Below are 11711 nucleotides of genomic sequence, written 5' to 3'. Positions count from 1 at the left end.
TGTTGAGTTCTCAAGGATCGGATGCTCCCACGACCCAGCCATCACAGCCAGGCCCGCAGGGCAACTTCTCTATCTTAGCCACCCTCTCTCGCTTGTCAAATCGGCGCGCCGTGCGAATCTTCGATCCGCTGCGCAGCTGATGACAGCCGCAGATGGGGTGGATCTCCCATCCTAGACGCAAGCGCCTGAACTCTCAAGTGAGAGCGGATCGGGAGGTGGTTCTCCGCTTGAGGGGGGTGAAGCTCTTGGCTCCTCCGCTTCCCTGTGGGGCGAACAAGTAATAAGTTACGCGGATCCCGGGGTTCTGGCAAATCGAGCCATACTGCCCGGGCGTGTCGTCGCACGCCCCCTGTCGGTTTCCTCCGGGTCACGGGTGATTTCCGAGGCCTGGGACCGTCGGGAGTACGATCGCCCCATGCATATCCCCGCGGATGACCGGCCGCATCCGCCTCCGCCGGGAGCCGACGGTATCGGGGATATCAATCGCCCGACGGCGGGCGAAGGACTGCTCGATCGCGTGCGGGGCGAGCTCGACCTCCCCGCGTGGGGTGAGCGGTCTCGCCGGGGCGTCGCCGTCCCGCTGCCTTCACGGCTGGCGACCGCAGATCTCGCCTGGGCGAGTGTCGCCGCCGCCATGCTCGCGGCCGGGCGCTCCCCCGCGGCGCTCGACCCCGACCGGGTGGCCACCGCCTATCGGAGCGACCGCGTGCTGATGATCGACGGTTCCGCTCCCCCGGTGTGGTCACCCTTCTCCGGGTTCTGGCGCACGACCGACGGCTGGATCCGCACGCATGGGAACTACCCGCATCATGCGCGCGGTCTGCGCGCGGGCCTGCTGCTGCCCGACGACGCGGATGCCGGCACCGTTCGCGAAGCCCTCGCCATGCGGACGACAGCGGATGCCGTCATCGGCATCATGAGCGCCGGCGGATTGGCGGTCCAGGTCTCGGCCGAGACCCCCGCCACCGATCGGGTGCTCCGCGAGGGTCCTCTCCTCGACATCCGCCGGGTCGACGCCTCACGGCATCCGGGCTCGCGGGCCGCGCGTGCGACCGCGGTGCGTCGCGCCGAGCTCCCACTGCAGGGCATCCGCGTGCTGGATCTGACCAGGGTCATCGCCGGCCCGGTCTGCACCCGGACTCTCGCACTTCTGGGCGCCGACGTGCTGCGCATCGATCCCCCGCACCTCCCTGAGCCCGGGTGGCAGCATCTCGACACCGGGCACGGCAAGCGCTCTTCACTGCTGGACGCCCGATCCCTCCGCTTCCAGGAGCTGCTCGCGGAGGCGGATGCCGTCGTCCTCGGGTACCGCCCCGTCGCTCTCGCCCGTCTGGGGCTGCAGCCGGAGATGCTCGCCCGCCGGCATCCGGGACTGGTCGTGGCGCAGCTCAGCGCGTGGGGAGCAGCGGAACCGGACCGCGCCGGATTCGACAGCCTCGTCCAGGCCGCGTCGGGGATCGCGATCATCGAGTCACCCGACGGCGTGCGCCCCGGAGCTCTCCCCGCACAGGCGTTGGACCACAGTGCCGGGTACCTCCTCGCGGCGGCGGTGACCACGTTGCTCGAACGTCGCTCCCGGGAAGGCGGGTCCTGGTATGTCGGCACCTCGCTCCGCCGCGTCGCCGCGGAGCTGCTCGGGATGCCGCGTCGTCGAGAACCCGGCCCCGACGTCGAACGGGATTTCCGGCCGCATCTCGCGCAGTTCCACGTCGACGGTCGAACCGTCGTCACGTCGCGTCCGGCGTTGGCGGGTCTCGAGTTCGAAGCGCCGCACGCCTGGGGGTCGGATCAGCCCGTCTGGTGACGACGTCCGCGCACCGAGATCACGAGACACAGCACGAAGGTGGCGGCTCCCCAGAGCGCGCATGCCGGAGGAAGCACCCGATAGGCGAGGTGCTGAACGGTGAACTCCGCGTCGAACGGGCCGAACGCGACGTAACCCCCGACCCACGCGGCGACGAGGATCACCGGGAGCGACACCCACCACGCGACACGCACACCGCGTGGCAGCGACGGCGTGACGCCGGGACGCGCATCGCGACGACGCAACCACAGCAGCGCCCAGACCCCGATGATGACGAGGCCGATCACGCTCGACCCGTGCTGGAGCCATTTGAATCCGGGAAGCGGACCCCACATCGCATCGAGGCCGGGGAGCAGCTCCACACCCGCGCGCCCCTCGTGCGTGAAGAGGTCCCACAGGATGTGCGAGAGCACGCCGATCACGAACGATACCGCGAGCAGGATCGGGTACGAGTGCTTCTGCCCGACGCCGACCGCCGCCCCCGCGGCCGTGACACCACGCTCGGTCCAGTCCTCGGGGAGACGTCGCGCGAGCCACACCGGAGCGAGCGCGGGAACCGCCGGACGCAGGACGACGCGCCACACCAGGAACAGGGCGAAGGCGAGAAGCGCCGTCCACAGCACATTGCCGAAGGTGTGCGTGAACGAGTAGTTCAGCCCGATGCCGCGCACGAACAGCGGCAGGTCCGGCGTCATGGCGCCGATCGCGATCGCAGCGGGCACCAGCGGCGTCCTCACGAACGGCAGCGCGACGAGTGCGTGACTGGGAGTGAACGGCATCCGTCTCTGCTATCCGACGACCGCAGGCTCAACCGAGGAAGACGCCGGCGAGCGTCTTCTTGCCGCGGCGGAGCACGGAGACTCCGCCGGGAAGAGTGCCCTGGACCGTGGCCGCCTCGTCGTCGACACGTTCTCCGTCGAGAGTGACACCGCCCTGACCGATCGCGCGTCTCGCCTCGGAGAGGCTCGCCACGAGACCGGTCGCGACCAGTGCTTCGACGACCGGAGTGCCGATGACGATCGTTGCGTTCGGAAGCTCTTCCAGCGCGGTGCGGAGGGTGTCCGCATCGAGCGCCGTCAGGTCACCCTGTCCGAACAGCGCCTCGGATGCCGCGATCACCGCCGCGGTCGCGTCGACGCCGTGCACCGTCGCGACCACTTCGAGCGCGAGCCGCTTCTGGGCCGCACGACGGAACGGCTCCGTCGCCACGAGCTCCGCGTACTCCTCGATCTCGGCTCTGCTGAGGAACGTGAAGACCTTCAGGCGATCGACCACGTCGACGTCAGCGGTGCTCAACCAGAACTGGTACATCCGGTACGGGCTGCACATCTCGGGGTCGAGCCAGATCGCGTTGCCCTCGCTCTTGCCGAACTTGGTGCCGTCGCTGTTGGTGATCAGCGGGGTGCCGATGGCGTGCGCGGATGCCCCCTCGGCGCGACGGATCAGGTCGGTGCCGCTGGTGAGGTTGCCCCACTGGTCGGATCCGCCGGTCTGCAGCACGCAGTCGTACTGGCGGTACAACTCGAGGAAGTCCATCCCCTGCAGGATCTGGTAGCTGAACTCGGTGTAGCTGATGCCCTCGTCGGAGTTGAGCCTCGCGGCGACCGCGTCCTTCTTCAGCATCGTGCCGACGCGGTAGTACTTGCCGATCTCACGCAGGAAATCGATCGCGCTCAGCGGCGCCGTCCAGTCGAGGTTGTTGACGATTCGCGCGGCGTTGTCGCCCTCGAAGCTGAGGTAGCGCTCCACCTGGGCACGCAGGCGACCGACCCATTCCTCGACGGTCTCCCTGGTGTTCAGCGTGCGCTCCGCCGTGGGGCGGGGGTCGCCGATGAGTCCCGTCGATCCGCCGACGAGTCCGAGGGGCTTGTGGCCGGCCAGCTGGATGCGACGCAGGGTCAGCAACTGCACGAGGTTGCCGAGGTGCAGGCTCGGAGCCGTCGGATCGAACCCGCAGTAGTACGTGATCGGGTCTCCCGCGAGCAGGGCGCGCAGCGCCTCCTGGTCGGTGGACACATGGACCAGGCCACGCCACACGAGTTCGTCCCACACGTTCTCGAACGTGGGATCGATCGCCTGGGGTGCGGTCGTCAGATCGGGAGTTGACACGCGTTCCAGGCTATCAGCGCGCCGCCGCTCAGCTGTGCGCGGCCCACCACACGAGGAAGGCGGCGCCGAGCGCGATCACCCAGCTCACCAGGCTGCCCACGAGGAAGTACTCGGCGCGGGCGCCGGTCTCCCCGTCGCGGGAGATCTCCGGGAACCGGACGATGCCCTTCGCCGCGAGCATCGCAGCCAGGATCGGATACGCGGCCGCCAGCGTGAGGATCAGCACCAGGACGCGCTCCAGCGGTCCGATCAGCCGTCCGCCCTGAAAACCGCCGCGCGGATCGGAGGGCCTCGAGGTCTCCTCGCCGGCATCGTCGATCCCGGCGACCGCAGCCTCGGTCTCGGGAACGGGCGTCGGCGCAGGCGTCGGCACGGGTGCCGGCGTCGACGCCGGGTCTGCAGGACGCCAGGTGTGTTCGCCGTCGAGCGCCGCACGCACCACGAGGTTCGAGGATTCGAGGAGGAAGACCCCGGCGCCCAGCGCGAGCATCGCGAGATCGAAGGACACCTCTCCGAACGGCGATCGCAGGTGCCAGACGGCTCCGATCAGTCCGGAGTCCGTGCGGGCACCGAGCCAGACGACCGCACCGATGCTGACGGCGGCGAGCAGGACCGCGGGCCAGAAGCCCAGCGGCGCCGGGCGTTCGGTGGGCATGCACCACACCCACAGCGCTCCCGCGATGAGTGCGGCCACCATGGGCAGCAGCGCATCGCTCACGCTGCCGAGCAGAAGCAGGATCACGGCGGCGGCGAGGTATCCGATCCACCGGCGCGGAACGAACTGACGCACCAGGTCGGCCGCGCCGATCGACAGGAGGATGAAGCCTGCGACGATCATGCGCCCTCTCCTCGGAGCGCGGCGATCCCCTCGATCAGGGCGGCGGTTCCGGCGTTGCGCAGCGACTTCGACACGCTCGGCTGGGTGATGCCCTCCTGCGCCGCGAGCTCCTGTTGCGACCGGCCGAGGACGCGTCCGTAGGTGAGGCGACGCTCCCGCTCGTTCATCGCCCCGACGAGCTCGTCGCGCACGAGGAGGTAGGCGTTCGAGGCGGCGATCGTGCTCTCCATGACCTCATCCTGCCCCGGGGATCCGACAATCCATGTCCGCGTACGCGGCACGGCGCGACCCTCGCGCGCATGCACGGTCTCGATCGCTGCTCTGGCGGCGTACCAACCCGGCCCGTCCGCCAGCTCGCCGTGCACGGATTCCACCGGCCGCACCTCCCCCACTCCGATGCCGAAGCGGAAGGCGATGCCGTCGGGCAGGCGCAGCTGGATCATCAGGAGCGAGACCATCGCGTCGCCCAGATCGAGGTAGACGCCCTGCTGCTCGTCCCCCACGGTGGGCGTGAGCGGCCGGGTCGCGAGCGGGAGATCGGCCTCGACGCCGGCGATCGTCTCATCCAGCACGCGCTGCGCCACCGTGCGATCGTCGAGCTTGCGAGAGCCGACGATGTCCGCGAGAACGGCGATGACCATGCCATAACCGTAGCATGAATAACTCTCGACTTATGCCGTATTTAGCTATATCTTGAGAACATGCCTGAATCGCACATCATCTCGTGGTCCGAGGGCACCTGGACCCACGCCCCCGTCTCGTCGTCCGCAGCGCCCGGCCATGCCGACCATCTCGACGTCACAGCCGCCGAAGGCAGCGACGCGTGGCGCCGAACCGCGTACGGCTTCGTGCACGACTCCGAGCACGCTCTGCTCGCCCCCTTCCCCGTGGGCGAGGCGATGGAGGTCTCGTTCCGCGCCCCGTGGGACGGCCAGTTCGACCAGGCGGGCGTGTTCGTGCGGATCGATGACGAGCACTGGGTGAAGACCGGACTCGAATACGCGGACGACCACCTCGGGCTCGGCGCCGTGGTCACCGACGGGAGCTCCGACTGGTCGGTCGGACACGTCGACGACTGGCACGACAGCGAGATCACCGTCCGGGTCAGCCGCTGGGCGGATGCCGTGATCGTACGGGCACGCGCCGACGACGGCCCCTGGCGCCTGGTCCGCGTCGCCCCGTTCGACGGGCAGGCCGCGGCATCGGCCGGGCCGTTCCTCGCGGCGCCGACCCGTGCCGGACTCACCGTGCGGTTCACCCGCTGGGAACGATCGGCGGCCGACACCGAGCTGCACTGAGCCCGAGCGGCCGCCGACGGATCGCGGTCTACAGGCCGAGAGCGTGCGCGGCCGCCTGCGCGCGGGCCACGAGCTCGGCGCGCTGCTCCGCGACCCGGGCCGGGGCGGTGCCGCCGACGCCGGTCCGGGACGCCACCGAACCCTCGATCGTGAGCACTTCGCGCACTTCGGGCACGAGATGCGGCGACACCGACAGCAGCAGCTCGTCCGAGGCGTCCTCCAGGCCGATCCCCTGCTCCTCGCAGGCGCGCACGAGCGCGCCGGAGATCTCGTGGGCGTCGCGGAACGGCACTCGACGCTTCACGAGCCATTCCGCGACGTCCGTCGCGAGGGAGAAGCCCTGCGGTGCCAGCGCCGCCATCCGCGCGGTGTCGAAACGCAGCGTCGCGATCATGCCCGCGAACGCGGGGAGCACGACCTCGAGCGTCTGCACCGAGTCGAAGACGGGCTCCTTGTCCTCCTGCAGATCGCGGTTGTATGCGAGCGGGAGGCCCTTGAGCGTCGCCAGCAGTCCCGAGAGGTTGCCGATGAGCCGACCCGACTTGCCCCGGGCCAGCTCGGCGATGTCGGGGTTCTTCTTCTGCGGCATGATGCTCGAACCGGTCGAGTATCCGTCGTCGAGCGTGACGAATCCGAACTCGCGGGTGTTCCAGAGGATGATCTCCTCGGACAGCCGCGAGATGTCGACACCGGTCATCGCGGTGATGAAGGCGAACTCCGCCACCACGTCACGGGCTGCCGTGCCGTCGAGCGAGTTCTCGGCCGGGCGGTCGAGGCCCAGCTCGGTCGCCACGAGAGCGGGATCGAGCCCGAGGGTGGAACCGGCCAGCGCTCCCCCACCATAGGGCGAGACACCGGCGCGGCGACGCCAGTCCACGAGCCGTTCGAGCTCGCGCACCAGCGGCCAGCCGTGCGCCTGCAGGTGGTGGGCGAGCAGCACCGGCTGCGCGTGCTGCAGGTGCGTGCGTCCGGGGAGGATCGCCGTCGGATGCGCCTCGGCCTGGGCGACCAGCGCGTCGATCACCCGCAGGATGTCGCGCGCGATGACCCGTGCGTGGTCGATCAGGTACATGCGCACGAGGGTGGCGATCTGGTCGTTGCGGCTGCGGCCTGCGCGCAGGCGTCCGCCCAGCTCCGGACCGAGCTCGGCGATCAGCGCCTGCTCGAGCGCGCCGTGCACGTCCTCGTCGGTCGGCACCGGACGCAGGGTGCCGTCGGAGACCTTGCCGGCCACGGCATCCAGTCCCTCGTGCATACGCCGCGCCTCATCGGGTTCGAGATACCCGGCGGCCTCGAGCGCGGTGGCGTGCGCATGCGAGCCGGCGATGTCGTACGGCGCGAGGATCCAGTCGAAGTGCGTGGAGCGGCTGAGCTCCACCAGCTCGGGCGAGGGCCCGGTGGCGAAGCGGGCGCCCCAGAGCGCGCCCTCATTGGTGCCTTCGTGCGTCGACTCGCTCATCAGGCGTCCTTCTTGCCGAGCAGCCAGACCAGGAGGGCCTTCTGCGCGTGCAGCCGGTTCTCCGCCTCGTCCCAGACCACGCTCTGCGGACCGTCGATCACGCTGGAGTCGACTTCGTAGCCACGGTCGGCCGGGAGACAGTGGATGAAGATCGCCTCGGGGTCGGCGAGGGTCATCGTCTCGGGGGTGACCTTGTAGCCGCCGAGATCGCGGATGCGTGCGAGCTTCTCCTCTTCCTTGCCCATCGACACCCAGGTGTCGGTGACGACGACGTCGGCACCGGCAGCAGCCTCGACCGGATCGGTGTAGAGGGTGATCGAACCGTCGGTCTCGGCAGCACGGCGATCGGCGGCCTCGATGACGTCGGCGCGCGGGGCGTAGTCCTCCGGCGAGGCGATGCGCACGTGCATGCCCGCCGTCACGCCTGCCAGGGCGTAGGAGTGCGCCATGTTGCTCTGTCCGTCGCCGAGGAAGGTGAGCGTGAGCCCCTTCAGATCGCCCTTGTGCTCACGGATCGTCAGCAGGTCGGCGAGCAGCTGGCACGGGTGGAAGTCATCCGACAGCGCATTGATGACCGGCACGCGCGTGCCTGCGGCCATCTCCTCGAGGCCGGACTGCGCGTAGGTGCGCCACACGATGGCGGCGACCTGACGCTCGAGCACGCGCGCGGTGTCGGAGGGCGTCTCCTTGCCGCCGAGCTGGCTGCTCGCGGTCGAGATGATCAGCGGTGAACCGCCGAGATCGGCGATGCCCACCGCGAACGAGACGCGGGTGCGCGTCGAGGACTTGTCGAAGATGACCGCGACCGTCTGCGGACCGGCGAGGCTCTTGTCGGCCCAGCGGTCCTTCTTCAGTTCGATCGCGAGATCGAGGATCTCGGCCTGCTCGGCAGGGGTCAGGTCGTCGTCACGCAGCAGGTGGCGGGTCATGCGGATACCTTTCCGGCAACAGAGGCCTGGACGTCGGCGAGGGAGGCCGTGAACAGCTCGCGGAACTCGGTGAGCTCGGCGTCGCCGATGGTGAGGGCCGGCGCGATGCGAACCGTCTCGGGGTTGGCGGCGTTGACGATGAGGCCGCGCTCCTGAGCGGCCGCGACGACCGCGCCGGCGACCGGAGCGGTGAGCGCGACGCCGACGAGCAGACCACGTCCGCGCACGCCGTCGATCAGCGGGGAGTCGATGCCGAGGAGGATCTCGCGCAGCTCCGCGCCGCGGCGGGCCGCGTTCTCCACCAGGCCGGCGCTCTCGATCTCGGCGAGCACGGCGTCGGCGACAGCGGTCGCGAGCGGGTTGCCGCCGAAGGTCGAGCCGTGCGAGCCCGGGGTGAAGAGCGCACTGGCGGCGCCGTAGGTGACCAGCGCGCCGATCGGGAAACCGCCGCCGATGCCCTTCGCGAGGGTGATCGCATCGGGCGTGATGCCCTCGTGGCTGAATCCGAACCATTCGCCCGTGCGGCCCGCGCCGGTCTGGATCTCGTCCACGATCAGCAGCGCGCCATGAGCGAGGGTCAGGGAGCGGGCAGCCGCGAGGTAGCCCTCCGGGAGTTCGACGACTCCGGCTTCGCCCTGGATCGGCTCGACGATGACGGCGGCGACGCGGCCGTCCATCGCGGCCTCCAGCGCCTCGATCGTGGCCGGGATGTGCTCCACACCGGCGGGCATCGGCTCGAACGGCGCGCGCATCGATGCCTTCGCGGTCAGGGCGAGGGATCCCATGGTGCGGCCGTGGAAGCCGTTCTCGAGCGCCAGGATGCGCGGCCGTTCGGCGCCCCCGTGCAGACGGGCGAGCTTGAAGGCGGCTTCGTTGGCCTCGGCGCCCGAGTTCGAGAAGAACACCCGCCCGTCGATGCCGGCACCCGCGAGACGCTTGAGCCGTGCGGCGAGTGCGAGCTGGGGCGGGGTGGCGAAGTAGTTCGACACGTGGGCGAGCGTGGCCGCCTGGGTCGAGACCGCTTCGACGAAGGCGGGGTGTGCATGGCCCAGCGAGGTGACGGCGATCCCGGCGAGGAAGTCGAGGTGGCGTCGATCGTCGGCGTCCCACAGGTACGAGCCTTCGCCGCGGACCAGCATCGCGAGCCGATCCCCCGCGTTGAGCACCAGATCGCGTGCCGCATCGTCCTGCCAGACGGTCATCCCGTCACCTCCGTCTTTCCCAGAACCACTTCGGTTCCGATTCCTTTGCTGGTGAAAAGTTCGACGAGCACCGAGTGCGGCACCCGGCCGTCGATGATCGCGGCGGCGTCCACTCCGCCCTCGACCGCATCGAGGCATGCCCGCATCTTCGGGATCATCCCCGACTCGAGCGTCGGCAGCATCTCGATGAGAGCTTCCGAGGTGAGGTGCGAGACGAGCGAGTCACGGCGGGGCCAGTCGGCGTAGAGCCCCGGCACATCCGTGAGGATCACGAGCTTGCGCGCGTGCAACGACACCGCGAGAGCCGCGGCCGCGGCATCGGCGTTCACGTTGAGCGACTGGCCGGGGTGGTCGAGATCGGGCGCGATGCTCGACACCACCGGGATGCGGCCGGCCGCGAGGTGATCGAGCACCGGCGTCGGATCGACTTCGACGACATCGCCGACCCGGCCGAGATCGACCTCTTCGCCGTCGATCACGACACCGCGGCGGCGTCCGCCGAAGAGTCCGGCATCCTCCCCGCTGAGCCCCGTCGCGATCGGACCGTGCGAGTTGATCTTGGTCACGAGCTGCGGGTTGACCTGGCCGGTGAGCACCATCCGCACGACGCTGATCGCCTCGGTGTTGGTGACGCGATAGCCGCCCTTGAACTCACTGGGGATCTCGAGGCGCTGCAGCATGTCCGATATCTGCGGGCCGCCGCCGTGCACGACGACCGGCAGCACTCCGACGTAGCGGAGGTAGGCGATGTCCTGCGCGAAGGCGTCCTGCAGCTCCTCCGACACCATGGCGTTCCCGCCGTACTTGATCACGACGATCTGGTCGCGGAACTTCTTCAGCCACGGCAGCGACTCGATGAGGGTGGTGGCCTTCTGGGCGGCGACCTCGGCCGGGGTGTCCTGGATGTCGGTCATGAGGCGTACGCGCTGTTCTCGTGCACGTACTCGTGGGTGAGGTCGTTCGTCAGCACGGTGGCGGTCGCCTCGCCGAGCCTGAGGTCGATCACGAGGTGAGTGGCGCGCGGGGTGAGGTCGACCTCCTCCCGAGGACGGTCGGGGCCGCCCTCGGTGCAGACACGGACGCCGTTCATCCAGACATCGACGTCGTACGGGTCGAACTGCGCATTCGTGGTGCCGATCGCGGCGAGCACGCGTCCCCAGTTCGGGTCGTTGCCGAAGATCGCCGCCTTGAAGAGGTTGTTGCGCGCGACGGACCGGCCCACCTCGACGGCATCCTGCTCGGACACCGCATGCTGCACCTCGATCGTGATGTCGTGGCTCGCGCCCTCGGCGTCGCCCTGCAGCTTGACCGCGAGTTCCCGGCACAGCTCGGTGAGGGCGGCCGTGAAGTCATCGAGGTCGGGCGCGACCTCGGACGCGCCGTTGGCGAGGAGCGTCACCTGGTCGTTCGTCGACATGCAGCCGTCGGAGTCGAGCCGGTCGAAGGTCTGGCCCGTCGCGCGGCGCAGCGCCTCATCGGCCTGGAGGGGCTCGAGGACCGCGTCGGTCGTGATCACCACGAGCATCGTGGCGAGGCCGGGGGCGAGCATGCCCGCGCCCTTCGCCATGCCGCCGATCGTCCAACCGTCGCGGCTGATCACGGCGGTCTTCGCCACGGTGTCGGTGGTCATGATGGCGTGCGCGGCACTCTCGCCGCCGTCGGCGTCGAGCTCGGCGATCGCCTGCTCGGTCCCGGAGAGCACCCGCGAGCGGAAGGTCTCGTCACCGGTGCCGATGAGACCGGTGGAGCAGATCAGCACGTCGCCGGCGCTGACTCCCAGGAGCTCGGCCGCCTTCTCGGCGGTCTGATGGGTGGTCTGGAACCCGAAGGCCCCGGTGAAGCAGTTCGCGCCTCCGGAGTTGAGCACGACGGCCTCGACCACCCGGTCGGCGACGGCCTGCTGCGACCAGATGATCGGATTGGCCTTGGCACGGTTGCTCGTGAAGACGGCGGCACCGACCTTGCGCGGTCCGCGGTTGACGACGACGGCGACATCCGGCTTGCCGGTCGACTTGAGCCCTGCGGCGACACCGGCCGCCTCGAATCCTGTGGGGGCGGTGACGCTCATTGCA

Annotated in this window: 11 protein-coding genes; 2 read left to right on the top strand and 9 right to left on the bottom strand. The window is 69.7% G+C overall.

Features of this window, described 5'->3' with window-relative positions; all coding sequences use genetic code 11:
- The first annotated feature begins 415 nt into the window (after window positions 1-415).
- Window positions 416-1804, top strand: a complete 1389-nt coding sequence (locus CQ042_RS18070; RefSeq protein ID WP_181157618.1) for a CoA transferase — start codon at window positions 416-418, stop codon at window positions 1802-1804.
- On the opposite strand, the gene CQ042_RS18065 is transcribed toward CQ042_RS18070, so the two are convergent.
- The 4 genes from CQ042_RS18065 to CQ042_RS18050 are packed head-to-tail and all read right to left on the bottom strand — an operon-like array spanning window position 1789 to window position 5392.
- Complete coding sequence (locus CQ042_RS18065) at window positions 1789-2583, bottom strand: DUF4184 family protein (RefSeq protein WP_105671832.1); 795 nt, start codon at window positions 2581-2583, stop codon at window positions 1789-1791. The genes CQ042_RS18070 and CQ042_RS18065 overlap by 16 nt on opposite strands.
- Before the next feature lie 28 nt (window positions 2584-2611).
- Window positions 2612-3913, bottom strand: coding sequence for a tyrosine--tRNA ligase (gene tyrS, locus CQ042_RS18060; RefSeq protein ID WP_181157617.1), 1302 nt, complete (start codon window positions 3911-3913; stop codon window positions 2612-2614).
- A gap of 28 nt (window positions 3914-3941) precedes the next feature.
- Window positions 3942-4751, bottom strand: a complete 810-nt coding sequence (locus tag CQ042_RS18055) for a hypothetical protein (protein ID WP_105671830.1) — start codon at window positions 4749-4751, stop codon at window positions 3942-3944.
- Window positions 4748-5392: a SatD family protein gene (locus CQ042_RS18050; RefSeq protein WP_105671829.1), complete on the bottom strand. Its 645-nt coding sequence runs from the start codon at window positions 5390-5392 to the stop codon at window positions 4748-4750. Before CQ042_RS18050 ends, CQ042_RS18055 begins: the two co-directional genes overlap by 4 nt.
- 60 nt (window positions 5393-5452) lie before the next feature.
- On the opposite strand from CQ042_RS18050, the gene CQ042_RS18045 reads away from it, so the two are divergent.
- Window positions 5453-6049, top strand: coding sequence for a DUF1349 domain-containing protein (locus CQ042_RS18045; RefSeq protein ID WP_105671828.1), 597 nt, complete (start codon window positions 5453-5455; stop codon window positions 6047-6049).
- 28 nt (window positions 6050-6077) lie between these two features.
- Here the strand turns inward: CQ042_RS18045 and argH are convergent, their stop codons facing one another.
- Genes argH through argJ form a run of 5 tightly spaced genes read right to left on the bottom strand, consistent with a single transcriptional unit; the run spans window position 6078 to window position 11707 of the window.
- A complete protein-coding gene (gene argH / locus CQ042_RS18040) occupies window positions 6078-7508 on the bottom strand; it encodes an argininosuccinate lyase (protein WP_105671827.1) in 1431 nt (476 codons plus the stop codon).
- A complete protein-coding gene (gene argF / locus CQ042_RS18035) occupies window positions 7508-8437 on the bottom strand; it encodes an ornithine carbamoyltransferase (RefSeq protein WP_105671826.1) in 930 nt (309 codons plus the stop codon). The genes argH and argF overlap by 1 nt, the downstream gene beginning before the upstream one ends.
- Window positions 8434-9639 carry an acetylornithine transaminase gene (locus CQ042_RS18030; RefSeq protein WP_105671825.1) on the bottom strand — a complete coding sequence of 402 codons (1206 nt, stop codon included), beginning with the start codon at window positions 9637-9639 and terminating at the stop codon, window positions 8434-8436. The genes argF and CQ042_RS18030 overlap by 4 nt, the downstream gene beginning before the upstream one ends.
- A complete protein-coding gene (gene argB, locus CQ042_RS18025; RefSeq protein ID WP_105671824.1) occupies window positions 9636-10553 on the bottom strand; it encodes an acetylglutamate kinase in 918 nt (305 codons plus the stop codon). The genes CQ042_RS18030 and argB overlap by 4 nt, the downstream gene beginning before the upstream one ends.
- Window positions 10550-11707, bottom strand: coding sequence for a bifunctional glutamate N-acetyltransferase/amino-acid acetyltransferase ArgJ (argJ, locus tag CQ042_RS18020; RefSeq protein ID WP_105671823.1), 1158 nt, complete (start codon window positions 11705-11707; stop codon window positions 10550-10552). The genes argB and argJ overlap by 4 nt, the downstream gene beginning before the upstream one ends.
- Window positions 11708-11711 lie beyond the last annotated feature (4 nt).

Source organism: Microbacterium sp. MYb62 (genome assembly GCF_002979475.1).
In the GTDB taxonomy this organism is placed as follows: Bacteria; Actinomycetota; Actinomycetes; order Actinomycetales; family Microbacteriaceae; genus Microbacterium.
The sequence above is the reverse complement of the archived record's forward strand: the minus strand, read 5'-3'. Positions and strand labels throughout refer to the sequence as shown.